The organism is Mesorhizobium sp. P2_D5, assembly GCF_056404355.1.
In genome coordinates this window covers 483,503-505,195 of the sequence record NZ_JBFUEE010000003.1, presented here as the reverse complement: position 1 = coordinate 505,195, position 21,693 = coordinate 483,503, and the positions used below count along the sequence as shown (strand labels likewise).

The following is a 21,693-nucleotide window of genomic DNA, read 5'->3' as shown; positions in this document are numbered from 1 at the left end:
ACCGTTTAGCCCGCAGGCGCGGACCGAAAAGACGCCGCGGCCGCCGCAACGATTTCCGCATTGTCCCTGGCAACGCTGCCATCGGCGAGCGTCTTGCCGTCCTCCAGACCGACCCGCGTCGACCAGCGCTTGCGATGCGCAAGCGCGACGAACGGCCAGACCGTGGCGTCGACGCCGTGCAGCAGGATCGGCCGCCGCACCCCGGCACGCTCGAGCACGGCGGCGATGCCATGCGCCTCGTCCAGTGCAGCCGGCAGGTCCTGTATGTCGATCTCGATCAGGATGCGCAGCACGCGGCTGTGGTCGGTAAGACCGACGAAGCGCTCGGCATCGGCCACAATGGCAAGTCCCGCCTCGATGCCAACGCCGCGCTGGAGCAGCAGCTCCATTACGGCGGGCGCATCGACCTCCGACAAATTGACCGACGCATAGTCGGGCAGTTCCTGCCACGCGCCGATCGCGGCGCGGGTCCGCGCGACATCATTCTCGATCCAGGCGCCGGTAGACACGCCAATCAGCGTTCCCGGGCAGGCCCGGCGTACCGCCAGCACAGCGGCATCCACCGCCGCCAGGCTTTCGCGCCCGTCAATGCGCGGATGGATGTGCAGTTCGGCCGCACCGGCGGCGACGCAGGCCGCGGCGTCGCTGGTCATCGCCTGTACATCGAGCGGCAGCCTGGGGTGGAAATCACGTGGACGCGCGCCGTTGATGCAGGCCTGGACGATCATCGATCTCGACTCTGACAAGGGAGGTCGCAGTCTAGCCGCGCAGCAGGACAAGGCAAAGAGCTGGAGACTTCGCTCCTGACAGCGCGCGACATTCGACGGCATTTGAATAAAAGCCGCCTGTGGATATTTACCCCGAATTCCGCCAGGCCCGCCAAGATAGATTAGGGCGGGATCATGGAGAGACCATTGACCAGTGATTTTTCAGCGGCCCGCATCCACCTCGAACGCGCCTATCACTATCTACAAGGCAGTGACGAGACGAGCCGCATGGCATGTGAGGCCCTCGATCTGTTGATCGAAACGGTGGCAGAGGCACAGCACAGGCCGTCCGAGGCTGGAGTGCTGGAATTTCCGCAATCGACGGCGCGGCGAACCGCCTAAGATGTTTTGAGACTCAGGCCGGCTGGCCCGGCCTGAATCTCAACACACCTGAATCTCAATATACCTGGATACCTGGATCACGATGCCTTTCGGGCCGCCACCACTTCGGTCGCGCGCGAAACGATCGCCTCCAGCGGTTCGGGCCGGTGCAGCAGGAACCCCTGGCCGAAGGCGACGCCCATATCGCTCAGCATCGTCAACGTATCCTGCCGTTCGATCTTCTCGCCCACCACAGCGCAGCCCAGGCTGCGGGCAATGCTGGTGATAGCCAGCACGATCTCGCGGTCGAAGCGGCTTTGCGTGATGTGCTCGATGAAGGAACCGTCGATCTTGATCGTGTCGACGGGGAAACGCCTGAGATATTCGAACGAACTCATGCCGGCACCGAAATCGTCGAGGCTGACCCGGCAGTGCCGCTCGCGCGCCTTGCGCACGAATTGTTCCGCGGCGTCGAAATTCGTGACCGCGGCAGTCTCGGTAATCTCGAAGCCGATGCCCGAATGCGGCGCCCCGGTCTCCTCGATGACGCTGTCGACGAACGCCCACAATTGCGGATCGCTCAACGTCTGCGCCGACAGGTTGAAGCCGAGCGTCAGCGCGCCCGAGCGCAAGGCCGCGCCGTGCCGCGACAGCGCGGTGCGGATGATCCAGCGGTCGAGCCTGGAAGCGATGCCGAACCGCTCGGCCACCGGAATGAACTCGCCGGGCGACACCAGGCGGCCATTGCGTGCGGTGAGCCTCGCCAGCACTTCGACATGGCGACTCTCTTCCCAGGGCCTGCCCAGCAGATGGATTTCCTGGCCGAACAGTTTCAGCCGTCCGTCTTCCATGGCATCGACGGTGTCGGCGGCGATGCGCGCCGCATTCAGCCCGCCCGACCCCGATGCCGTCTTGACGGAGAACACAGCGAAACGGTTTCGCCCGGCAGCCTTGGCCGCGTAGCAGGCATCGTCGGCGCAAGCCAGCGCGTCGGCCACCGTGGTGCTGGCGTCATCGACGAAGGCGATACCGATCGAGGCCGCCAGCTTGCGCGTCGATGCGGCCGGGCCGAGATCGGCTTCGCGCACCGCGCCAAGCACGGCGGTGGCGATCCGCTCGGCCTGCGCGGCATCGCAATGCGGCACCACCAGCGCGAATTCGTCGCCGCCCAGCCGCGCCGCATGCGCCGATGGCGGCAGACAAGCACGGATGCCGGCGGCAACGCTCTTCAGCGCCAGGTCGCCGGCGGCGTGGCCGGCAAAATCGTTGAGCGCCTTGAAGTAGTCGAGATCGACATAGAACACGGCGAGCGGCGCACCTGCCGTGATATGGTCGGCGAGCAGCCGGTCGAAGGCGGAGCGGTTCCACAGGCCGGTCAGAGCGTCATGGCGGGCCGCGTAGGCGAGCTCCTGCTCGCGCAGCTTTTCCTCGGTGATGTCGCGCACCGTGCCGAGGATCTGGCCGGCGGACCCCGCGGCGGCGACGAAGCGGACCAGCGATTCGATGTGGCGGATCTCGCCGTCGCGCCTGATGATACGGTATTGATTGGCGATGACGGCGTCCGTTCCCATCGGTGCCCGGTGCGCGCGTTCGGTGGCTTCCTTGTCCTCGGGATGCAGATAGCTGTGCCAAAGGTCGGCCGTTACCTCGTCGGTGTCGGCGACGAGGCCGAACATGTCCCTGGTACGGGTGTCCCAATAGCTCTTGTTGGTGGCGATGTCGTAGTGCCAGATGCCGGTGCCGCTGGCGGCGAGCGCCAGGCGGAAGCGCACATTGACCTTTTCGAGCTCGGCTTCGGCCGCCTTCTGCTTGGTGATGTCGGTCTGCACGCCCATCAGCCGCAGCGGCTTTCCGGACGCATCGCGCTCGACGATGCCGCCGCGATCGAGCACCCACACCCAGTGGCCGTGCTTGTGCTTCAGCCTGAGTTCGGTCTCGATGGCGTCGGTCTGTCCGGCGATGTGGCGGTCGCCGCTGGCCAGCGCCCGCTCGCGATCGTCGGGATGGGTCAGTTGCAGCCACAGGTCACTGGTGTTGGCAAGTTCGCTTTCATCATAGCCCAGCATCCGCGCCCAGGTCGCTGAATAGAAGCACGCGCCGGTCGCAAGATCCCAGTCCCAGACACCAAGATGGGCGCGTTCCAGGGCCTTGGCCCAGAACGTTCCATTACGAGTTTTCTTGTCCTGACGCGCCATCGTCTGTTTCGCTCATCCCCACCAAGGGGGCAATCTGCAGCAAAACCAGAGAAGAAACAGTTACCGAAGGAAGACTGCCCCAGAACGGCGATCCTGCGTTGCCAGCTTGCGTGAGCGTTGCCGGCACGTTCCCGCCTTTCGATTGGCCGGCAAGAACCGGAGTTTTGCCCCCAATGGATCGTCCTAGTGCTTGCCCAGGGTCATCGGCGAAGACCGGTGATCCCCAAGACAAACAGGAAGAGGACCTCCCAATGACCAAACAGGAAGACAACAAGGCCGTCGTCGTCAGATGGTTCACCGACTTCTGGGGTGAAACCTGCGACCTGTCGGTGGTCGACGACATCTATCCAAGTAAAATTTTATTCGCCACACAGTTATAATTCACAATTTGTTGGCAAGGATTCATTGACAACGATGTTGCGCCGCAACGCACCTGCGACATTCGCCGCCATCCGAGGCTTTCGACCGTTGCAGGCTGCCTTTCCATCAGGCTTCGGCCGCGATTGAACGTGGGGCCATCGCCTGGACGGCGATGGCCCAGCGATCAGGCGGCCTTGACCAGGCCGAGCTGGGTGAGGGCGGCGACGCCGTCGTCGAGGCCGATCTCCTCGACGATCCTGCCGTCGACCACTTTCACTGAGAACGGCTCCGCCGCACCGGTTTATATCTATGCCAACTATCTGCTTGCAGCCTACAGGAGCGGACGTCCTGAGCTGGGCAGCGGCATCTCAGCCATGCCAAGCATGCATGTCGCCTTCGTTACGCTCAACGCGCTCTTCCTGACCGGTTTCGGTCGTCGCTGGGCCATCGTCGGCTGGTCCTTTGCGGCCTTCATCCTGTTCGGCTCGGTCTATACCGGCTGGCACTATGCCGTGGATGGCTACCTCTCGATCCTTGTCGTCTCCCTGCTCTGGTATGTGACGGGGCGTTTGCTCCTGCCGCAAACGAGCCGGGACATCGCCGAGCTGGGATCGGCGATCCCCGATCCGGTAGCACAATGACCGGGCCTGGCTGACGCCGGACAGCCGCGCCCCACAGGCCTCGGGCGAGTGGCCAGGCGGCATTGGCGCCGCCTGGCCATTGCCGGCTACTGGCTCGGCGCCATCGCGTGTTCGCATGACACTTTCGGGTTCATGTCGGCGAAGGTGCCGGTCGGGTTGCCTTTCCAGGCCCAGACATGCAGTTCGTAGAACGCGCCCAGGCCATAGCGATTGGGCGCGCTGTTGAAATTGAACAGCTGTCCGTCCAGCGACGCCGGCCCTTTCGAGGTGATGTATTCGACGGCCACCAGCCTCAGCGTGCCGTCGGCCATCGGCTCGTACATCACGGCTTCGGGACGGGCGATGTCGATCTTGTCATCCTTCAGATACTGGCCGCTGACGTAGTGGATGCCCATGGCGCCGCCGGTGATGCCGCTGGCGCAGGGAATAGGCGCATAGCCCTCGGCCGTCGCGGCCTTGACGTCGACAAACCGGCTGTTGGCAGCCCGTACCTTGTCGGCCAGCGGATTGGGGCCGGACGCAGCTGCTTCCTGATGGGCCTGCGCGAATGCGGTGCAGACGGCCAGCATGGCCCCCGCCATGAGAAGCCTGTTTCGGAAGTTCGATATCATGTTCATTCCATTCTTCTTGAAAAAGCACAGCTGGCAGGCGGCCGAAAATACGGAGGCCCGACACGCAAGCGCTGTGACTGTTGTTGCTTGGAGATCCAGCAATCGATGCGACGAATGCCGGGAACGGTCATCCCTTCGGCAGATACGGGATCGTTCCGGCCAGATCGGTGTTGTCGATCATCTGGAAACGGCTGTCGCTGCCATCCTGTCGGGCCGAAACGAAGGGCGCATACGCCGGATCGTTGGTGAAGGCACGCGCCGCCGCTTCCGACGGGAACGCCATCAGGGCGATCAGCGTGGTGTCGAGCGGCTTGCCTTCGAGCGTCTTCACATTGCCGCTGCGCGACAGGTATCTGCCGCCATGCTTGTGGACGAGATCGTGCACCGAGGCGGCATAGGACGGCATCCACTGCGGGTCCTTCACCTTGATGTCTGCGATGATGTAAGCGGTCATGGTCGTCTCCTGGTTGTGGCGCAAGGGGTATCCCGTGCACCGGCCAAGAGGTCGCATGGCAGGACGCCGGCCAACCAGTCCGCGATCTGTACTGGGGTGGTACAGTTTCCGTACTGGCCGCTTCCTTCATGAAGGCCTAATATTCAGCTCAGGTTCGAGGGAGAGGCACCAATCATGACCCAGCACGGATACAAGCAGTTCTGTCCGCTATCGATGGCAGCCGAGGTGCTCTGCACCCGCTGGACCATGGTTCTGCTGCGCGAACTTGTGGCAGGCTCGACCCGTTTCAACGACCTGCGCCGCGGCGTGCCGAAAATGTCACCGACCCTTCTGTCGCAACGGCTCAAGGAGCTCGAACTGGCCGGGATCATCGAGCGCAAGGAAGTGCCGGGCGAGAAAGGCATCTTCGAATATCGGCTGACGGAAGCCGGCAGGGATTTGCGCCCAGTCGTCGAGGCGATGGGCTTCTGGGGACAGAAATGGGTCGAGTCCCGGCTGTCGCTGAAAAACCTCGATCCGTCGTTGCTGATGTGGGACATGCGGCGCAACCTGAACCCCTCGCCGCTGCCCGATGGGCGCACGGTGATACAATTTCTGTATCAGGAGCTACCGGCGTCCAAACGGTCGTGGTGGCTGATCGTCGAGAAGCACGGTGAGGTCGATCTGTGCTGGTACGATCCGGGCTTTGACGTCGATCTCTACGTCTCGACCGACTTGCACACGATGACGGCGATCTGGATGGGGTTGATCACGGTCGAGAAGGCCGGGGCAAAGGTCGCGTTGACCGGCGACCAGCACATCGCGAGGAAAATGCAGACCTGGTTGGGTCTCAGCCCATTTGCGATCGAACCCAAGCGGGCGGCGTAGCAACGACGGCTCGGGCGACGGCGGTCGGCGGCGCTTGGCAGTCCGGCGACGGCTCAGGCGCGCTTGCGGCCTCTGGCATTTGCAAGATGGTAGGGCTGCACGAGGACATCGGCGGGAATGTTCCATTCCTTGTTCAGTTTGAAGATCATATCCAGGGTCAAGGCGCGCTTTCTGTTCAGCACCTCAGTCGCCCGAGGCGACGACCCGATCACCTCGGCCAGAGCCTTTCGCGACAGGTTGAACAGTTCCATGTGTGAGTGAATAGCTTCGACGGGATCGGGTGCCTTAATCGGATAGTGCTTATCCTCATAAGCTTCGATCAGAGTTGCGAGAATGTCGAATCGGTCACCATCGAGGGAGCCAACCTCCGGCTCATTCTCGAAATACTTGGTGATTTCGGCGATCGCCCAATCGTAATCGGCTTCGGTCTTAATGGGTCGAATATTTTCCATCACACCTTCTCCGGATCAATCTTGTCATACTCTTTGTGTGTCCCGACGAATTTGATCAGAACGCGGTGAAACTTGTAGGCGACGTGGACAATCAAGCGAAACTTATTGCCGCCGATGTCGAAAATGACGCGATTGTCACCCACGAAGTCGACTGTCGCCCCAAACGCGTCCTTGATGTCAGCCGGGGTCTTCCAATCAGCATTGCCAACAGCCACATACCAAGCTGTCAAAGGAGCTTCGGCCTGGTTGTGTTTGGCCCAAAAGTCCTTCAGGGCTTTCTTGGCAATTATCTGCATGGCCTGATATAGCAAGTTCCCAATTTGGGAACAAGAGGGTTTCCCCAATCAGGAAAGGCAGTTATGAGGCTTGCGCCTCCTGACACTTGGCAGGAAACGGGTGGCGAGGCCGGCTTTTGGCGGCTTCAATGCCGGGCATGTTCATCACCCTGGCCAAGAATCTGAAATCCACGCCGCTGCCGGTTGCCGACGATCCGCGCTGGGCGCGCATCGTTTCGCGTGACAAATCGGCCGACGGAGAATTCTGGTATTCGGTGGCGACGACCGGCGTCTATTGCCGGCCCTCCTGCCCGTCACGACGCGCCAACCCGAAGAACGTGCAATTGCACGACACTATGGACCAGGCGAAGGCGACCGGCTTTCGTCCGTGCCGGCGCTGCAATCCGGATGGCCCGTCGCTGGAGGCCGGGAACGCCGCGATGGTCGCCGACGCCTGCCGCAGGATCGAACGGAGCGAGGAAGAACCGTCGCTCGCCGAACTGGCGGCCGCCGCCGGGCGCAGCGCCGGCTATTTCCACCGCGTCTTCAGGGCCGTCACCGGGCTGACGCCGAAGGACTATGCCGCCGCGCAGCGCGCCGCCCGCATCCGCCAGGGCCTTGAGGACGGCGCCAGCGTGACATCGGCGATCTATGATGCCGGCTTCAATTCGAGCGGACGTTTCTACGAGAAATCGACCGGCATGCTCGGCATGACGCCGACGCGCTATCGCGCCGGCGGCGCGCATGAAGAAATCCGCTTTGCCGTCGGCGAATCCTCGCTCGGCGCCATCCTGGTCGCATCGAGCCAAAAAGGCGTCGCCTCGATCCTGCTCGGCGACGAGCCGGACACGCTGGTGCGCGACCTGCAGGACCGTTTCCCCAGGGCGCGGCTGATCGGCGGCGACCGCGACTATGAGGCTCTGGTCGCCCGCGTCGTCGGTTTCGTCGAAGCGCCGGCGCTTGGCCTCGACCTGCCGCTCGACGTGCGCGGCACCGCGTTCCAGCAGCGCGTCTGGCAGGCCTTGCAGGACATCCCGGTCGGCCACACGGTTTCCTATGCCGAGATCGCGGAGCGCATCGCTGCGCCAAGGGCGGCCCGCGCCATAGCCGCCGCCTGTGCGGCCAACAGCCTTGCCGTCGCCATTCCCTGCCACCGCGTGATCAGGAAAGACGGCGCGCTGTCCGGCTACGCCTGGGGTGCGGAGCGCAAGCGCGCGCTGCTCGACCGGGAGGCGGTGTCCGGCTCATCGGGCGGGGCGAGACCAGACCATCGGTCTTCTCAGACCTAGGAGACGCAATGCGCGCGATGGCCAGGTCTCCCGACACTACCGCTGATGGGAGCAGCCAAACCCGCGACAGTTCACGCGACCGGCGCGCCGATGACGCGAAATCACTGGTGATGACCGTCGTTAGCCAGATGGTCGATAATGGCAAGGTCGAGTGGAACCTGACCGCGACCGGCGAGATCGAGCTGCGGCTCCTGACCGGCGAAGTGTTCCTGCTCGGTGAAATCTCCGTCACCCGTGTCGCATGACAAAATGGGAATGGTTTCAATATCAGCGCTCTACGGCGCCCCCCTCTGTCCTGCCGGACATCTCCCCCACGAGGGGGGAGATCGGCTGTCACCACGACCTTGGCCAATCTCCAGCGTTGCAGGAAGAGAAGCCGGCGGCAGAACTGCCAATCTCCCTCCTTGTGGGAGATGTCCGGCAGGACAGAGGGGGGCGCCGTAGAGCACATACTTTTGCGCTCGCGATTTGAATTTGAAAGCAAGCACCGGAGTGAGGCACGGCCGGCATGCGACTAGGGTTCAGACACGGATAAAGGAGTGAAGGCAATGAACCCCATGCAAACTCGAACGGCAGTACAGACAGCGATAGCACGCAACGCTACCGCTACCCTCGACACCATCGCCTATGCCATTGGCCAGTCCGCGATCGGCAAGATCCTGGCGGCGCGCAGCGATATCGGCGTCTGCGCCATCCTGATCGGCTCGGACACCGACGCGCTCGAGCAGGACCTTGGCAATCGCTTCCCCGGCAAGATGCTGGTCGAAGACGAGACCGCCTTGCGCGACGATCTCACGGCGATAGCGCGCTTCGTCGAAACACCTAGCGCCGGTCTCGACCTGCCGCTCGACATGCGCCATGGCACGCCGTTCCAGCAGAGGGTGTGGGACGTGCTGCGCACCATCCCGTGCGGCGCCACCATCACCTACACCGCCCTTGCCCGCCGCCTTGGTCAGCCGAACGGTGCCCGCGCCGTGGCGACAGCCTGCGCGGCCAACGCCATCGCGATCGGCATTCCCTGCCACCGGGTCGTCCACACCGACGGCACGCTGTCCGGATACCGCTGGGGCATCGAGCGCAAGCGCGTTTTGCTCGACAAGGAGGCAACGCTATGAACGCCCATGCCAAGGTTGCCGCTTCCGTGGTCGAGGCCGCTGAGACGCGTGTCGCCGCGTACGACTGGCCAGCCCTTGCCACCGAGCTCGACGGCTTCGGCTGCGCGGTGATCGAAAAGCTGCTCTCGCCCGAGGAGTGCCGGCGGATCGCCAGCCTCTATCCTCATGAGCAGCACTTCCGCAGCCACATCCACATGGCCAGGCACGGCTTCGGCAAGGGCGAGTACCGTTATTTCCGCTATCCCTTGCCCGACCTCCTGGGCGGCTTGCGCAGCGCGCTCTATCCCAGGCTGGCCGGCGTCGCCAATCAGTGGAACGAGCGCATGGGGCAAGCCATGCGCTATCCAGCGACGCATGCCGAGTTTCTCGAACAGTGCCATGCCGCCGGCCAGACCCGGCCGACGCCGTTGTTGCTGCAGTATGTACCCGGCGACTTCAACTGCCTGCACCAGGACCTCTATGGCGACCTCGCCTTCCCGCTGCAGGTGGCGATCCTGCTTTCCGAACCGGGCGAAGATTTCACCGGCGGCGAGTTCGCGCTGACAGAACAGCGGCCGCGCATGCAGAGCCGTGTCGAAGTGGTGCCCTTGCGCCAGGGCGACGCGGTTGCCTTCGCCGTCCACAACCGGCCGGTGCAGGGAACCAAGGGCAACTACCGCGTCAACTTGCGCCACGGCGTCAGCCGCCTGCGCTCAGGCATGCGCCACACGGTCGGCATTATTTTTCACGACGCCAAGTGAGGCCGACTTCATCCGGCGTCGGCGGATGCCATATCCAGGATCCAGGGACACGCATAGTAGTCGCTGATATGATCGATCACGCCGCCGTCGGCATGGATCCGCACCAGATACGCCAGCCGCCAGACCACGCCATGCAGCCTGTCGACGAGCAGCACGTTTTCCCCTTCGAAGGCGCCTGGCCGTATGCGCCAGGGCAGCTCGCTGCGCTCAAATTCGGCGAAGTAGGGCGAGCTGGAGAGCAAGCCATTGTAGCAGTCCGAAACGCGCAGCCGGGCATCGGCGCTGGTCAGCGCCCGCACCCCGTCCCAGTCTCGTTTGTTGAACAATTCGACATAGCGGTCGAGCAGCCGCGCCAGTTCGGCATCGTGTAGCGGTGCCGCGATCGGCTGCGCCGGCAAGACGGCGAGCTTGGCGCGACCGCGGTTGAGCGCCGACTTGACACCGCCCGATGTCGAGCCGACCAGATCGGCGATCTCCTCAAGCGAATGGTCGAAGACATCCTTGAGCAGCACGCAGGCGCGCTCCTTCGGCGGCAAATGCACGACCAGCCGCTCGATGGCACGGCCGGCGCCGGGACCGGCGGGCTCGACAGGCAGCACGATCTCGTCGCCGGCATAGCCGGCCTCGGCTCGCTGCCGGGCGCGGCGGCTCCTGATGAAGTCGATGCAGCGGTTGTGGGCGATACGGAACAGCCAGGGCCGCAGCGCCTGCGCATCGTCGAGCAATTCGATCTTGCGATAGGCCTCGAACAGCGCCTCCTGCATGATGTCCTCGCCATCGAGGGCCGAACCGGTCATGCGCGCGCAGTACCGGTGCAGCTTGACGCGCAGATGCGAAACCGTCTCCAGGAACTCTTTGTAGCGCTGGTCGAACAGGCCTTCGGGGTCAAGCCGCGGCTGCATCCCTTGTGCCGGTTCGACGGGTTTGCGGATCTGCTGGTTCATCGCGGCATATCGGTCAGCGTCACCACACCATTGCGCAAGTGCTGCACGTCCACAAGCACGAAGCTCGATACGACCAGCCGGCGCATGCTCACGCCGCTCTGTCGCTGGTAGCTGGTAAGCCCAGCCTCGGCCGCACCCAGGTGGCGAGGCGGCCGATCGCATCGTCGGCTTCCGGCGCCTTGCCGGCCATCATCTGGAAGGAATGCAGCATGCCGTCAAAGACGTCGAGCCGCGTCTCGAGGCCGGCCAGCCTGGCGCGCTCGGCGAACATGCGGCTTTCGTCGACCAGCGTCTCGTCCGCGCCGGCTTGCAGGAAGACAGGTGGAAAACCGCTGAGGTCGGCATAGAGCGCACTGACCAGCGGATCGAGCCGATCGCCATCGTCGATGAAGTTCGTCACCAGCCAGTCGACGGCAGCCTTGGCGAAAGCCGGGTCCTTGTCGCGGTTGGTCTCATAGCTGGCGCCAGTCAGCGCCATGTCGAACCAGCCGGAGATGATCAGCGTCGCGGCAGGCAGCGGCCTGCCTTCCGCACGAAGGCACTGCAGCACGCCATAGGTCAGCACCGCGCCGCAGGAATCGCCGGCAAGTGCGATGTGCCTGGTGTCGAAGCCTTGCCGGGTGCGGTCGGTGAGCCAGTTCCAGGCGGTCATCGCCGCATTGAGCTGGGCCGGATGCTTCGCCTGATGCGCCAGCGGATAGCCGTAGAGCAACGCCCGGCAGCCGACGGCCTTGGCCAGATGCCCGACCAGCTTGCGGTGCGTGTAGATCGAGCCGCCGATGAAGCCGCCGCCATGCGCGTAGAACAGCACCCGCTGCTCGTCCGCGCCCTTCGGCACGATCCACATCGCCGGCACGCCACCGGCATCGACCTCGATATAGTCGACGCCGCCGGGTTCGCCGGTCAGCGCCGTCCAATGCGTGTCGTTGTAGTCGATGATCGCTTGCGGACTAGTCAGTTTGCCGGCATTGGCAGCCAGCGCCGCATAGTGGTTCCTGTTTGCCTCGCTCTGTATGCTCGCCATTATGGTCTCCCGGGGTTGCGGATCGCGGGCCGCGCGACCTTCGAAGCCTAGGACGAACGGGCGGTCGGAAAGGATACGTGGCCGCGGAAGTTTTTTCGCGCGCGGCTAGTGCTCGCCGCCAAACATTGCAGCATGACGCCGGGCGAATTCGACGAACGGCGTTGCCCGCACGCCGAACATCTCGTGCGTCGCCAGATGCACCCGCGATTTCGGCCGCCGCAGCCGCTCGGCCAGTTGCTCGTCCAGCGCATCGGCGAAGTCGGTTGGAACGCCGCCGGCCAGCAGATTGCGGCGCCGCACTTCAGGGCTCACATTGACATAGCGAACCGACTTGCCAATCGCTTGCGATATCCGCGCCGCGACATCGCACATCGTCAGCGCCTCGGGCCCGGTCATGTCGAGGCTCTCGCCTGCATGGCCGCCATCGCGCAGCAGCCGGAAGGCCACCTTGGCGATGTCCTCGACATCGACCGGCGACAGTTCGGTGTCGCCGAGTGCGAGACGGAAGACGCCCTCGGCGGCAATGGTTGGCGCGTCGCGCAGATAGACCTGCATGAACTGGCTGGGGCGCAGATGCGTCCACGCCAAGCCTGCCCCTTCCAGATAGCGCTCGATCTCCTCATGCATCCGCGTGAAGCGGAATTTCATCGCGTCATAGCCGATGTTGGATTCCGCGCCTGAAAACTTCACCACATGGGCGATACCGGCCTGCTTGCAGGTGTCGATGAAGCGGCACTGCGTTTCCGTCATGTCCTCGGCGGCGGTCGAAATCATCAGCACGCGGTCGATGCCGTCGAGTGCAGCGCCCAGCGTTTCAGGCCGGCGCATATCGCCCTCGATCAGTTGTATCCCGGCAAGCTCGTCGAGCCCCGCCGCCGAGGCCCGGGCCGGGTCCCGCACCAGCGCCCTCACCTCATGCTTCTGCCGTGCGAACTCGCGCACGATCGCCTTGCCGTTCAGGCCCGTGGCGCCTGTCACCAGGATCATGGTCTTGTCTCTCCGTTCAGGATTGATGCGCCCGCCCTGCTGGCGACCGCACGTTGAAGACGAAGAGACGCGGGCAAAGGATTCCGCACAAACATCTTTTTATCGGCGAGATGCCTTCGTGATGCCTCGGATCACGCCACTGGCGCGTAGCGGTTGACCACCATCCCGCAGGCATAGGCTTTCGAGCCGAGCAGCCGCAGGGTCTCGAAACCGCCCTGGTCGAAGATCCGCCGTCCCGCGCCCAGCACCGCCGGGTTGACGAACAACTGGAACTCGTCGACCAGCCCTGCCGCGATGAGTGAGGAGGCGAAACCGGCGCCGCCGAAGACGGCCATGTCGCCGCCCTCGCCTGCCTTCAGCGCCTTGACCTCGCGCGGCAGGTCGCCACTCGCCACCGTTGTGCGCTCCCACCGCGAGGCTTTGAGCCTGTCGCTCAGCACCACCTTTCGTGCTTCGACGACGCGTTGCGCAAAGGCATAGAACGGATCGTGCGGAAATTTCTTCGCCGCATTGCCCCAATGGGTCAGGTAACCCTCCTCGGCCATCTTGCGGCTGAGCAGGATGGTGTCGACGCCGGCGAAGACGGCGTTGAAGTCCCGCTTCAGCTCGTCGTCCCAGGCGCTGTCGTCGCCCCATTCCCAGAGCTGCCAGTGATGATCCTCGTCGGCGCCGACAAAGCCGTCGACCGACATCTGCATCTGCAGGATCAGTTTTTTCATGGCCATTCTCCGGTTTGTCCGACACTGACGAATGATTTACTTCTGGAACCATTTGACGCACGGCGGAGAATGATGTCAATAGTAAATTGATTTAAAAATGGAACCATAGACATGTCGACCAAGGGAAAGTCCGGCTGTCCGATCAACCTGTCGCTCGAACTGCTCGGCGACCGCTGGACGCTGCTCATCATCCGCGACCTGATCTTCGCCGGGAAAAAGCATTTTCGGGAATTCCTGCAGTCCGACGAAGGTATCTCCTCGCGCACGCTGGCCGAGCGGCTGCAGACGCTCCAGGACGAAGGCATCCTCACCCGCAGCGAAGACCCTACACACGGGCTGAAAACGATCTACCGGCTGACCGAGGCCGGCATCGACCTGCTGCCCGTGCTGGCGACGCTCGGCGCCTGGGGCAGCAAGCACCGCAGGGCCGATGACAAGCTGTCCCGGATCGCCGACGAATTGGCGGCCGGCGGTGATGCTGCGCTGGACCAGATGAAGGCAGCGTTGCGGGCGGAGCATCTGGCGAACACATGATCGCCGAAGCTATGAAAGACGCCCGGAGGCCAAGGCAGGGCGTTGGCTAACTGTGCGGCGATAAATGGATAATCATCGACCATCATACTGATCGTGAAGACGGACCCAATCGCCCAGCGTATGTGACGGCCCATTTTCATTGCGGCCGACGGGAGTGAGGTCGAGATAGCTATAGGTCCCGATCAGGTTCTCGCCACCACGGCCCCGCACCTGGAAAGTGCAATAGATCTTGCCATCATCATCTTTGTAGAAAACGGTAGCACCACCGCGATCTCTGCCTGATATCGCGACCTCCTCGAAATTGAATAACACCTTGCCCGAGTTGATCTGGTCCTCGGTGAACGATACCTGGAAGTCGAAATTGAAATCGCTTCCGAATGACGACACCCAGTCGAACTGCCAATTCATCCGCGCCTTGAAGTCCAGTAGCTCGGCGAGAGGAGCGCGCGAGCAGACGGCCAGGGAGACGTCGTGATGCATCAGATGCTGGTTGGCGGCGTCGATGTGGTCGCAAAGGAATGAACAGCCGGTGCACCGATAGTCTGCATTGGGCGGAAACATGAAGTGATAGATGATCAACTGGCTGCGGTTCTTGAAGAGATCGGCCAACGATTTCCTTCCCTGGGTCGTATCGAACTCGTAGGGCTTGTCGATCCGCAGCCACGGCAGTGCCCGCCGGTCCGCCGCGAGTTGTTGACGCTGGCGCGTGAACGCCTTTTCTTTCTCGAGATGCGCTTTGTGCGCTTCAAACCAATCCGTGTAAGGCGCGATGATGTGGTCGGTCATGTCGTCCTCCTTCCGCACTCTGGCGTGTGCTGACGGTGTCGTTGCCTGTCTTAAAGACGTTGTTGAAAACCGCGATCCGACGTCGCCTGAACAATTTGTGCTGAAGAACGCGGCTGATAGCACCGGACGCCGACATTCAGCTTGACAGTCGTGCGCGCTTTGTTCTCTATATGTTCCAATCTATCAGCAACTGCGGATGTGCGGTCTGGATGGAAACGACAGCCACCATCCTGCATGCCGATCTCGACGCCTTCTATGCTTCGGTCGAGCAGTTGCTCGATCCGTCGCTGCGCGGCAAACCAATTGCGGTCGGCGGCGGCGTCGTGCTTGCCGCCTCCTACGAGGCCCGCGCCTTCTGCGTGCGCGGCGGCATGCCCGGACGCAAGGCGCGCGAACTCTGCCCGCAGCTGATCTTCGTCGGCGGCAATTTCAGCGACTACCAGCGCCTGGGCGACGCGGCGATCAAGGTGCTCGACGACTTCACGCCCGTGGTTGAGCGCATCTCCATCGACGAAGCCTTTGCCGATGTCGCGGGCTGCACTCACCTGTTCGGATCCCCGCAAGAGATCGCCACGACCATCCGCCGCCGCGTCCGGGCAGAGCTCGGCCTGCCGATCTCGATCGGCGTGGCGCGCACCAAGCATCTGGCCAAGATCGCCTCGCAGGTCGCCAAGCCCGACGGGCTGGTGGTGGTCGACCCAGGCACCGAGATCGCATTTCTGCACGACCTGCCGGTCGGGCTGATGTGGGGCGTCGGCCCGGCGACGAAGGCGCGGCTGGCCGAAATCGGCATCGAGACCATCGGCCAGCTGGCCAGGACGCACAGCGGCGCGCTGATGCGGCTGCTCGGTCCCGCCGCCGGCGAAAAGTTGTCGGCGCTGTCATGGAACCGCGACCCGCGCAAACTGGAGACGAAGCGCCGGGCGCACTCGGCCGGCGCGCAATCTGCGCTCGGCCAGAAGCCCGCCGTTGCAGGGGTCATCGTGCCCACTTTGCTGCATCTGGCCGACCGCGTCGCCAGCCGGCTGCGCGCCAAGGCAAGGCCCGGCCGCACGGTGACGGTGCGCGTGCGCTTTGCCGATCTCAGCGCCGTCACGCGCTCGATCACGCTTGACCAGCCGATCGCGGCGACCGCGATGCTGGCCGAGATCGCCGGCGACCTGGTGCGCGGCGCGCTTGCCGACCACCCTTACGAGAAGACGATCTCGCTGCTGGCGATCTCGGTCTCGCATCTCGAGGAAAGTGCCGAGCTGCAACTCGAACTGCCGCTCGGCCTCGCCGATGAGAAGCGCCGTCCGGGCACTCGAAAAGGCCTGGCACGCTTCGGTGCCGACCGCGCCATCGACAAGATCCGCGAGCGCTTTGGCAAGCAGGCGGTCGGCTACGGCACGGTGGCGCTGGAGGCCGCACGCTCCGTGCCCGACGAATTCAGGGAATTGGCGCAGAAGGAGCTCTGAGGGCCGCCGAAGCCAATCGTGCCCTGCATATGACCGCGCAAGTTGTAACTGGTAGCAGCAAAAGAGTGACTTGATTTCAGGCCCTGGCTATTCGAGTAAGGTGCAGCGGCCACAAGCCATGGAATGCGATGTTCACAGCCTTCATCGTTTGCGCGTCAGTCACAGCTCTCAGCGCGGTCGTCAGTCTCGGTTTCTCCTTGGCTGCCGCCATGAACGAAACCGGCAACGCCCGGACAATAGCTTTCTACGGTTGTGCACGCAGCGTGGCCTTGGTGGTCGCAAGCGCCGTGCCGTTTTTTACGGGTTCGACGGAATGGCTTGAAGCCATCGCCTGGATAATGATCCTTGTGCAGGCTGGGGATGCGATCATAGGCGCCACGATCGATGATCGGATGAAAACCTTCGGCCCGGCCGGCATGTCGCTCGCCAACCTTCTGGCTCTCCTATGGCTCATCCAGTCTGTTCAATGAGACGACGACAGACAGCCTAGGCGCACGTGTGTTCCTCTGCCATTCAACGCCATTCTTGTGGCTGCCTGCTTCAGCCTCTGATCGCCTTGCCGGCTTGCTGCAACTGCTCGAACGCCGCGAAACGCTTGGCGTGCCAGCCAGACAGCGAAGCGTTGGGATGATAGACCTCGCCGAGTTCCGACATGCCCGCCATGGCCGTCACCAGGTCCTTGTATGCTCCTGCGGCGACGGCGCCCAACATCGCCGAGCCGAGCAGCACCGGCTCCGGCGAGGTCGACGCCACCACCACCATGCCTGTCGTGTCGGCCAGCAGCTGGCGCACCAGCGGGCTTTGCCCGGCGCCGCCGCTGACGACGATGGTGTCGACAGGGATGCCCTTCTCATGCTCGGCCCGCACGATCTGGCGCGCGCCGTAGCCCAGCCCGCAGACGCCGGCGACATACAGCCCGACCAGGCTTTGGTGGCTGGTGTCGAGATCGAGCCCGGCAATCAGCGCGCGCGCATCCGGGTCGGCGAAAGGTGCGCGGTTGCCGAGGAATTCCGGCACGACATGGATCTCGCCGACCAGCGCCGGCATTGCTGCGGCGCCCCCACGGCCTTGCGCCTGCAGCGACAGCCAGGCGCTGAGGCCGAGCCCTTCGGCCTGCGCCCTGGCCGCGGCTTCGCCGGCCGCCGGGTGCATGCGCACCAGATGGTCGATGGCTGCACCTGCCGCCGATTGACCACCCTCGTTCAGCCACAGCTCCGGCACCATGGCCGAGAAATACGGACCCCAGACGCCGTCGACGAAGGCCGGTTCGGCGGTCGACGACAGGGTGCAGGCCGAGGTGCCGAAGACATAGGCCATGCGCGACAGGACACTGCCGAAATCGCCGCGCGCCCCGACCGTGCCGACACCGCCGGCATGCGCATCGATCAGCCCGGCCGCCACCGCGGTGCCGGGGGCGAGGCCAAGGTCGGCCGCCGCCTGCGCGGTCAGTCCGCCGCCCAGCGATGCTCCCGCCGGCACGATCTCGGTGCCGATGCGCGCAAACGCCTCGTCGGCCAGCGCGCCGAGGCCGATGTTGCGGAAATAGGTCTCATCCCAGCGGCTCTCATGCGCCAGATAAGTCCATTTGCAGGTCACCGTGCAGACCGAGCGGGCAAGGCTGCCGGTCGCCCGCCAGGTCAGGAAATCGGCGAGGTCCAGGAACTGCCAGGCCGCGTTGAAGGTGGCGGGCATGTTTTCCGCAAGCCATAGGAGTTTCGGTGTCTCCATCTCAGGCGAGATGACACCGCCGACATAGCTCAGCACCGCCGCGTCGCTGCGGTTGATGCGGCGCGTCTGCTCGATCGCGCGGTGGTCCATCCAGACGATGATGTTGCGTTCTGGATTGTTGGACGGACCCACCGGCAACGGCACGCCGCCCTCACCCAGCACCACCAGCGAACATGTGGCGTCGAAACCGATGCCGGCGATCGCCTCGGGCGCTATGCCGGCTTCAGCGACAGCGGCGCGGGTGGCAATGCAGACCGCCCGCCAGATGTCGTGGCTCGACTGCTCGACGATGTCGCCGGCCTCGCGCCAGACCTCGATGTCGTGCTTGGCCGAGGCAAGCAGGTTTCCCGCCTGGTCGAACACCCCTGCCCGCGCGCTGCCGGTGCCGACGTCGATGCCGAGATAATGGGGCATGGGGAAACCTTCGGTTAGGGGAGTAGGGGAGTAAGGCAGGCAGTAGGGGAATAGGCAGCAGGCGAATAGCGACTAGATTTGAGCCCGGACTTTGGACCGCAGAACAACATACTGCCCTACTCCCCTACTCCCGTACTCCCCTACTCCCGTACTCCCCTATTCCCCTACTCCCTTAAAGATCATTGCTCTGCGGCAGGATCACCAGGTCCCGGATAGTCACGTTGCGCGGCCGGGTCAGCATGAACATCACTGCCTCTGCGACCTCGCGCGGCTGCATCAGACCGCCGGCGGCGAGCTCTTCCTCGAGCTTGGCCTTCGGCCAGTCGTCGACCAGCGCGGTCACCACCGGGCCTGGCGCCACGGCACCGACGCGCAGGCCGTGCTTGGCCACCTGCCGGCGTACTGTGTGGACGAAGGCCTGCACGGCATGCTTGGACGCGGTGTAGATCGGCTCCCAGACCACCGGAACCAGCCCGGCGATCGAACTGGTGACGATGATATCGCCGGTCTTGCGCTCGACCATGTGCGGCAACACCGCGTGGATCGAGCGGAAGACGGCGTTGATGTTGAGGTTCAGCATGCGGTCCCAGGTGTCTGGATCACCGGTCAGCACCTCGCCGCCGACATAGGCGCCGGCATTGGCATGGAAGATGTCGAGCTGCCCGGCCTTTTCCAGGATCTGCGGCATCATGGTGGCGACGCTTGATGGCTGCATCAGGTCGATCACCAGCGGGATCGCCTTGGGGCCGAGGTCGGCGCACAGGCTGTTCAGCGTCGCCTCGGCGCGGTCGACCAGCACCACGCTGGCGCCAGCCGCCAGCATGTATCTTGCGCATTCGAGGCCGATCCCCGACGCCGCCCCGGTGACGGCCGCAACTTTTCCGGACAGTTGAGTCATAGCTCTCTTCCTGTTGATGGGTTCAGGCCCGGCCATGGGAAACACGCGAACGGCGAGCCAGCGAGTCGACGATGACTGCTATGGCAAGCACGGCGCCTGTGATCATGTACCGAAGCGACGAGGACAGATCGAGCAGCGTCAAGCCGCTGGCGATCGACTGGATGACGATGATGCCGAGCAGTGCCGAATAGGCGCTGCCGCGGCCGCCGAACAGGCTGGTGCCGCCGATGACGGCCGCCGCGATGGCGTTGAGGTTGACGTCGCCGGTGCCGGCCTGCTGGCTGGCCGACGCAAGCCGGGCCGCCGACAGCACGCCGCCGAAAGCGGCCAGCATCGAGCACAGCACGAAGGCGCTGGAATAGATCAGCCGCACATTGATGCCGGCGCGCCGCGCTGCCTCGCGATTGCCGCCGACCGCCGACATCGAGCGGCCCCATTTCGTCCGCGTCAGCGCGTAGTGCATGGCAATGACCAGGCCGACGAACAGGCCGAACATCCACGGGATGCCGCGCGCCTGGTTGAGGTAGAAGACGATGAGTTCGAGCACGATCGTGATCGCCACCGCCCGCGTGACGATGCCGCCGGTCGAGGGTGCCGACAGGTTGGCGGCGCGGCGGCGCGCAACGGTGCGCAGGCCGGTGATCAGCATGACGATGCCGGGCACAGCCGCCAGCCCGAACGACACGAATTTCGGCATCACCAGAAGCTGGCCGAAATTAACCAGGTTCGAGCCGTAAGGCAGGTTGATCGAGCCGGTGGAGCCAAGGATGTAGAGCTGCAGGCCGAGCACCGCGAGCAGTCCTGCGAGCGTCGAGACGAAGCTCGGCATGCCGAGCCGGTTGAACAGCAGCGCGTAGAGCGCGCCGATGAAGCCGCCGACGGCGACCGCGGCGAGGATGGCGAGCGCCACCGGCCAGCCCTGGTTGACCCACAGCGTGCCGACCAGCGCCGAGGCAAAGCCGCTGATCGAGCCGACCGACAGGTCGATCTCGCCGACCATCAAAACGCAGACGATGCCGAGCGCAATGACGCCGACGGTGGAGGAATCGAACAGCAGATTGACCAGGTTGCTGCTCGACAGGAAGATCGGATTGATGCTGGCGAACACCGTCCAGATGATGACCAGCCCGACGATGACCGGCAGCGAGCCGAGATCGCCCGAGCGCACGCGGTCGACGAAGGCGCGGATGCTGCCGCTCAAGCCCGCCTCGTGCTTGACGCGCACGTCGGCGCGGTCGAGCTGCGGCGGAGCTGCCTGTTCGACTTGACGGCTCATGGGTGTGGCTCCTGGGTTTGATCCTGCCGCGCTTGCCGGCGTTCGGCGCGTCGCGACACCGAATTGTTCGACGCGCCGGTGATGGCGCTGACCAGCTCCTGGTTCGAGGCGTCTGGGGTGAAGATGCCGTTGTTGCGGCCAAGCCGCAGCACGACGATGCGGTCGGCGACCGCGCGCACGTCTTCCATGTTGTGGCTGATGATGACGACGCCGAGCCCGCGGTCGCGCACCCGCTCGATCAGGTTGAGCACTTCGGCCGTCTGTGCGACACCAAGCGCCGCCCTCGGCTCGTCGAGCAGGATCAGCTTGGGTTCGAGCAGCAGCGAGCGGGCGATCGCCACCGTCTGGCGCTGGCCGCCCGACAGCGACGCAACCACTTCGCGCACACTGGGGATGCGCGCCGAAAGCTCGTTCAGCAGCGTCCAGGCGCGCACTTCCATCGCCACCTCGTCCAGCCGCAGCGGGTTGAGCTCGCGGCCGAGGAAGATGTTGGCGACGATGTCGAGGTTCTCGCACAGCGCCAGGTCCTGGAACACGGTGGCGATGCCGAGCGTCAGCGCCGCACTCGGGTCGGCCAGCGTCACCTGCTTGCCGCGATAGCTGATGGTGCCGGAGCTCGGCTGATGCACGCCGGCGAGGATCTTGACCAGCGTCGACTTGCCGGCGCCGTTGTCGCCGACCAGCGCCACCACCTCGCCGGCATGGACATCGAGATCGATGTCGGTGAGCGCCGAGACGGCGCCGAAATTCTTCGAAATGCCGCGCAGGCTGAGCACCAGCTCGCCTGTCGGAACCGGTTCATCCGGGGTATCGATCATGCCTGGAATACCTTTCAAGAA

Annotated in this window: 26 protein-coding genes and 1 pseudogene; 11 read left to right on the top strand and 16 right to left on the bottom strand. The window is 64.1% G+C overall.

Annotated features, from left to right (window positions below; translation table 11 throughout):
• Positions 1-5 precede the first annotated feature (5 nt).
• Positions 6-728, bottom strand: a complete 723-nt coding sequence (locus tag AC1DYW_RS15695; protein WP_477226828.1) for a 3-keto-5-aminohexanoate cleavage protein — start codon at positions 726-728, stop codon at positions 6-8.
• Between the two features lie 186 nt (positions 729-914).
• Here AC1DYW_RS15695 and AC1DYW_RS15690 point away from each other — a divergent pair, with 186 nt between their 5' ends.
• A complete protein-coding gene (locus tag AC1DYW_RS15690) occupies positions 915-1,109 on the top strand; it encodes a hypothetical protein (protein WP_167392369.1) in 195 nt (64 codons plus the stop codon).
• A gap of 77 nt (positions 1,110-1,186) precedes the next feature.
• Here the strand turns inward: AC1DYW_RS15690 and AC1DYW_RS15685 are convergent, their stop codons facing one another.
• On the bottom strand, positions 1,187-3,283 hold the full coding sequence (locus tag AC1DYW_RS15685) for an EAL domain-containing protein (protein ID WP_477226827.1): 2,097 nt from the start codon (positions 3,281-3,283) through the stop codon (positions 1,187-1,189).
• Between the two features lie 251 nt (positions 3,284-3,534).
• Here AC1DYW_RS15685 and AC1DYW_RS15680 point away from each other — a divergent pair, with 251 nt between their 5' ends.
• Positions 3,535-3,663: a hypothetical protein gene (locus AC1DYW_RS15680; protein ID WP_477226826.1), complete on the top strand. Its 129-nt coding sequence runs from the start codon at positions 3,535-3,537 to the stop codon at positions 3,661-3,663.
• A 164-nt stretch (positions 3,664-3,827) separates the two neighbouring features.
• Here AC1DYW_RS15680 and AC1DYW_RS15675 read toward each other — a convergent pair.
• A pseudogene (locus AC1DYW_RS15675) lies at positions 3,828-3,920 on the bottom strand (ester cyclase); the annotation flags it as partial.
• Here AC1DYW_RS15675 and AC1DYW_RS15670 point away from each other — a divergent pair.
• Entirely contained in the window at positions 3,886-4,284 is a 399-nt protein-coding gene (locus AC1DYW_RS15670; protein ID WP_477227086.1) for a phosphatase PAP2 family protein, read from the top strand. The pseudogene AC1DYW_RS15675 and the gene AC1DYW_RS15670 sit on opposite strands and share 35 nt — an antisense overlap.
• 86 nt (positions 4,285-4,370) lie before the next feature.
• On the opposite strand, the gene AC1DYW_RS15665 is transcribed toward AC1DYW_RS15670, so the two are convergent.
• Together AC1DYW_RS15665 and AC1DYW_RS15660 are read right to left on the bottom strand one after the other, a co-directional pair.
• Positions 4,371-4,901 carry a hypothetical protein gene (locus AC1DYW_RS15665; protein WP_457152610.1) on the bottom strand — a complete coding sequence of 177 codons (531 nt, stop codon included), beginning with the start codon at positions 4,899-4,901 and terminating at the stop codon, positions 4,371-4,373.
• 121 nt (positions 4,902-5,022) lie between these two features.
• Positions 5,023-5,349 carry a DUF1330 domain-containing protein gene (locus AC1DYW_RS15660; protein ID WP_095091320.1) on the bottom strand — a complete coding sequence of 109 codons (327 nt, stop codon included), beginning with the start codon at positions 5,347-5,349 and terminating at the stop codon, positions 5,023-5,025.
• Between the two features lie 174 nt (positions 5,350-5,523).
• On the opposite strand from AC1DYW_RS15660, the gene AC1DYW_RS15655 reads away from it, so the two are divergent.
• A complete protein-coding gene (locus AC1DYW_RS15655; protein ID WP_457152609.1) occupies positions 5,524-6,216 on the top strand; it encodes a winged helix-turn-helix transcriptional regulator in 693 nt (230 codons plus the stop codon).
• A gap of 53 nt (positions 6,217-6,269) precedes the next feature.
• Here the strand turns inward: AC1DYW_RS15655 and AC1DYW_RS15650 are convergent, their stop codons facing one another.
• Both AC1DYW_RS15650 and AC1DYW_RS15645 read right to left on the bottom strand, forming a co-directional pair.
• Positions 6,270-6,668, bottom strand: coding sequence for a helix-turn-helix domain-containing protein (locus AC1DYW_RS15650; RefSeq protein WP_184875228.1), 399 nt, complete (start codon positions 6,666-6,668; stop codon positions 6,270-6,272).
• Positions 6,668-6,964, bottom strand: coding sequence for a type II toxin-antitoxin system HigB family toxin (locus AC1DYW_RS15645; protein WP_457152607.1), 297 nt, complete (start codon positions 6,962-6,964; stop codon positions 6,668-6,670). The genes AC1DYW_RS15650 and AC1DYW_RS15645 overlap by 1 nt, the downstream gene beginning before the upstream one ends.
• A 137-nt stretch (positions 6,965-7,101) precedes the next feature.
• Here AC1DYW_RS15645 and ada point away from each other — a divergent pair, with 137 nt between their 5' ends.
• From ada to AC1DYW_RS15625, 4 genes are all read left to right on the top strand, one after another.
• Positions 7,102-8,232, top strand: a complete 1,131-nt coding sequence (ada, locus tag AC1DYW_RS15640; protein ID WP_457152612.1) for a bifunctional DNA-binding transcriptional regulator/O6-methylguanine-DNA methyltransferase Ada — start codon at positions 7,102-7,104, stop codon at positions 8,230-8,232.
• A gap of 8 nt (positions 8,233-8,240) precedes the next feature.
• Positions 8,241-8,477 (top strand): hypothetical protein, encoded by a 237-nt coding sequence (locus AC1DYW_RS15635; RefSeq protein ID WP_457152606.1) that lies wholly within the window; start codon positions 8,241-8,243, stop codon positions 8,475-8,477.
• Positions 8,478-8,780: 303 nt separating this feature from the next.
• Positions 8,781-9,347 carry a methylated-DNA--[protein]-cysteine S-methyltransferase gene (locus AC1DYW_RS15630; protein WP_457152605.1) on the top strand — a complete coding sequence of 189 codons (567 nt, stop codon included), beginning with the start codon at positions 8,781-8,783 and terminating at the stop codon, positions 9,345-9,347.
• Positions 9,344-10,087, top strand: coding sequence for a 2OG-Fe(II) oxygenase (locus AC1DYW_RS15625; protein WP_477226825.1), 744 nt, complete (start codon positions 9,344-9,346; stop codon positions 10,085-10,087). The genes AC1DYW_RS15630 and AC1DYW_RS15625 overlap by 4 nt, the downstream gene beginning before the upstream one ends.
• Before the next feature lie 8 nt (positions 10,088-10,095).
• Here AC1DYW_RS15625 and AC1DYW_RS15620 read toward each other — a convergent pair whose 3' ends face one another.
• The 4 genes from AC1DYW_RS15620 to AC1DYW_RS15605 all read right to left on the bottom strand — a co-directional run bounded on the left by AC1DYW_RS15620 (position 10,096) and on the right by AC1DYW_RS15605 (position 13,761).
• A complete protein-coding gene (locus AC1DYW_RS15620; RefSeq protein ID WP_457152604.1) occupies positions 10,096-11,031 on the bottom strand; it encodes a sigma-70 family RNA polymerase sigma factor in 936 nt (311 codons plus the stop codon).
• 88 nt (positions 11,032-11,119) lie between these two features.
• Positions 11,120-12,055: an alpha/beta hydrolase gene (locus AC1DYW_RS15615; protein WP_477226824.1), complete on the bottom strand. Its 936-nt coding sequence runs from the start codon at positions 12,053-12,055 to the stop codon at positions 11,120-11,122.
• A gap of 105 nt (positions 12,056-12,160) precedes the next feature.
• On the bottom strand, positions 12,161-13,042 hold the full coding sequence (locus AC1DYW_RS15610; RefSeq protein ID WP_477226823.1) for an SDR family oxidoreductase: 882 nt from the start codon (positions 13,040-13,042) through the stop codon (positions 12,161-12,163).
• A 131-nt stretch (positions 13,043-13,173) separates the two neighbouring features.
• Positions 13,174-13,761, bottom strand: coding sequence for a dihydrofolate reductase family protein (locus AC1DYW_RS15605; RefSeq protein WP_477226822.1), 588 nt, complete (start codon positions 13,759-13,761; stop codon positions 13,174-13,176).
• Positions 13,762-13,872: 111 nt separating this feature from the next.
• On the opposite strand from AC1DYW_RS15605, the gene AC1DYW_RS15600 reads away from it, so the two are divergent.
• Entirely contained in the window at positions 13,873-14,295 is a 423-nt protein-coding gene (locus AC1DYW_RS15600) for a winged helix-turn-helix transcriptional regulator (protein WP_477226821.1), read from the top strand.
• Positions 14,296-14,367: 72 nt separating this feature from the next.
• On the opposite strand, the gene AC1DYW_RS15595 is transcribed toward AC1DYW_RS15600, so the two are convergent.
• The gene (locus AC1DYW_RS15595) at positions 14,368-15,081 is read right to left on the bottom strand and encodes a DUF899 domain-containing protein (RefSeq protein ID WP_477226820.1); all 714 of its coding nucleotides are present in this window, start codon (positions 15,079-15,081) and stop codon (positions 14,368-14,370) included.
• Between the two features lie 209 nt (positions 15,082-15,290).
• Between AC1DYW_RS15595 and dinB the strand changes: the two genes are divergently transcribed.
• Complete coding sequence (gene dinB / locus AC1DYW_RS15590) at positions 15,291-16,538, top strand: DNA polymerase IV (RefSeq protein ID WP_477226819.1); 1,248 nt, start codon at positions 15,291-15,293, stop codon at positions 16,536-16,538.
• A gap of 128 nt (positions 16,539-16,666) precedes the next feature.
• Positions 16,667-17,008, top strand: a complete 342-nt coding sequence (locus AC1DYW_RS15585) for a hypothetical protein (RefSeq protein WP_477226818.1) — start codon at positions 16,667-16,669, stop codon at positions 17,006-17,008.
• Between the two features lie 70 nt (positions 17,009-17,078).
• Here the strand turns inward: AC1DYW_RS15585 and AC1DYW_RS15580 are convergent, their stop codons facing one another.
• From AC1DYW_RS15580 to AC1DYW_RS15565, 4 genes are all read right to left on the bottom strand, one after another.
• A complete protein-coding gene (locus AC1DYW_RS15580; RefSeq protein ID WP_477226817.1) occupies positions 17,079-18,680 on the bottom strand; it encodes an FGGY-family carbohydrate kinase in 1,602 nt (533 codons plus the stop codon).
• Between the two features lie 172 nt (positions 18,681-18,852).
• Entirely contained in the window at positions 18,853-19,578 is a 726-nt protein-coding gene (locus tag AC1DYW_RS15575; RefSeq protein WP_477226816.1) for an SDR family oxidoreductase, read from the bottom strand.
• Between the two features lie 22 nt (positions 19,579-19,600).
• Positions 19,601-20,854 carry a sugar ABC transporter permease gene (locus tag AC1DYW_RS15570; RefSeq protein WP_457151763.1) on the bottom strand — a complete coding sequence of 418 codons (1,254 nt, stop codon included), beginning with the start codon at positions 20,852-20,854 and terminating at the stop codon, positions 19,601-19,603.
• Positions 20,851-21,672: an ATP-binding cassette domain-containing protein gene (locus AC1DYW_RS15565; RefSeq protein ID WP_477226815.1), complete on the bottom strand. Its 822-nt coding sequence runs from the start codon at positions 21,670-21,672 to the stop codon at positions 20,851-20,853. The genes AC1DYW_RS15570 and AC1DYW_RS15565 overlap by 4 nt, the downstream gene beginning before the upstream one ends.
• Positions 21,673-21,693: the final 21 nt, after the last annotated feature.

Bases quoted from the DNA above. Each gene is read 5' to 3' on its own strand.
- AC1DYW_RS15630 (WP_457152605.1), top strand. From the start codon at position 8,781: ATGAACCCCATGCAAACTCGAACGGCAGTACAGACAGCGATAGCACGC.
- AC1DYW_RS15585 (WP_477226818.1), top strand. From the start codon at position 16,667: ATGTTCACAGCCTTCATCGTTTGCGCGTCAGTCACAGCTCTCAGCGCG.
- AC1DYW_RS15695 (WP_477226828.1), bottom strand. From the start codon at position 728: ATGATCGTCCAGGCCTGCATCAACGGCGCGCGTCCACGTGATTTCCAC.
- AC1DYW_RS15625 (WP_477226825.1), top strand. From the start codon at position 9,344: ATGAACGCCCATGCCAAGGTTGCCGCTTCCGTGGTCGAGGCCGCTGAG.
- AC1DYW_RS15660 (WP_095091320.1), bottom strand. From the start codon at position 5,349: ATGACCGCTTACATCATCGCAGACATCAAGGTGAAGGACCCGCAGTGG.
- AC1DYW_RS15680 (WP_477226826.1), top strand. From the start codon at position 3,535: ATGACCAAACAGGAAGACAACAAGGCCGTCGTCGTCAGATGGTTCACC.
- AC1DYW_RS15565 (WP_477226815.1), bottom strand. From the start codon at position 21,672: ATGATCGATACCCCGGATGAACCGGTTCCGACAGGCGAGCTGGTGCTC.
- AC1DYW_RS15595 (WP_477226820.1), bottom strand. From the start codon at position 15,081: ATGACCGACCACATCATCGCGCCTTACACGGATTGGTTTGAAGCGCAC.
- AC1DYW_RS15620 (WP_457152604.1), bottom strand. From the start codon at position 11,031: ATGAACCAGCAGATCCGCAAACCCGTCGAACCGGCACAAGGGATGCAG.
- AC1DYW_RS15635 (WP_457152606.1), top strand. From the start codon at position 8,241: ATGCGCGCGATGGCCAGGTCTCCCGACACTACCGCTGATGGGAGCAGC.
- AC1DYW_RS15575 (WP_477226816.1), bottom strand. From the start codon at position 19,578: ATGACTCAACTGTCCGGAAAAGTTGCGGCCGTCACCGGGGCGGCGTCG.
- ada (WP_457152612.1), top strand. From the start codon at position 7,102: ATGTTCATCACCCTGGCCAAGAATCTGAAATCCACGCCGCTGCCGGTT.
- AC1DYW_RS15645 (WP_457152607.1), bottom strand. From the start codon at position 6,964: ATGCAGATAATTGCCAAGAAAGCCCTGAAGGACTTTTGGGCCAAACAC.
- AC1DYW_RS15570 (WP_457151763.1), bottom strand. From the start codon at position 20,854: ATGAGCCGTCAAGTCGAACAGGCAGCTCCGCCGCAGCTCGACCGCGCC.
- AC1DYW_RS15605 (WP_477226822.1), bottom strand. From the start codon at position 13,761: ATGAAAAAACTGATCCTGCAGATGCAGATGTCGGTCGACGGCTTTGTC.
- AC1DYW_RS15665 (WP_457152610.1), bottom strand. From the start codon at position 4,901: ATGAACATGATATCGAACTTCCGAAACAGGCTTCTCATGGCGGGGGCC.
- AC1DYW_RS15650 (WP_184875228.1), bottom strand. From the start codon at position 6,668: ATGGAAAATATTCGACCCATTAAGACCGAAGCCGATTACGATTGGGCG.
- AC1DYW_RS15615 (WP_477226824.1), bottom strand. From the start codon at position 12,055: ATGGCGAGCATACAGAGCGAGGCAAACAGGAACCACTATGCGGCGCTG.
- AC1DYW_RS15685 (WP_477226827.1), bottom strand. From the start codon at position 3,283: ATGGCGCGTCAGGACAAGAAAACTCGTAATGGAACGTTCTGGGCCAAG.
- AC1DYW_RS15610 (WP_477226823.1), bottom strand. From the start codon at position 13,042: ATGATCCTGGTGACAGGCGCCACGGGCCTGAACGGCAAGGCGATCGTG.
- AC1DYW_RS15655 (WP_457152609.1), top strand. From the start codon at position 5,524: ATGACCCAGCACGGATACAAGCAGTTCTGTCCGCTATCGATGGCAGCC.
- AC1DYW_RS15600 (WP_477226821.1), top strand. From the start codon at position 13,873: ATGTCGACCAAGGGAAAGTCCGGCTGTCCGATCAACCTGTCGCTCGAA.
- AC1DYW_RS15580 (WP_477226817.1), bottom strand. From the start codon at position 18,680: ATGCCCCATTATCTCGGCATCGACGTCGGCACCGGCAGCGCGCGGGCA.
- dinB (WP_477226819.1), top strand. From the start codon at position 15,291: ATGGAAACGACAGCCACCATCCTGCATGCCGATCTCGACGCCTTCTAT.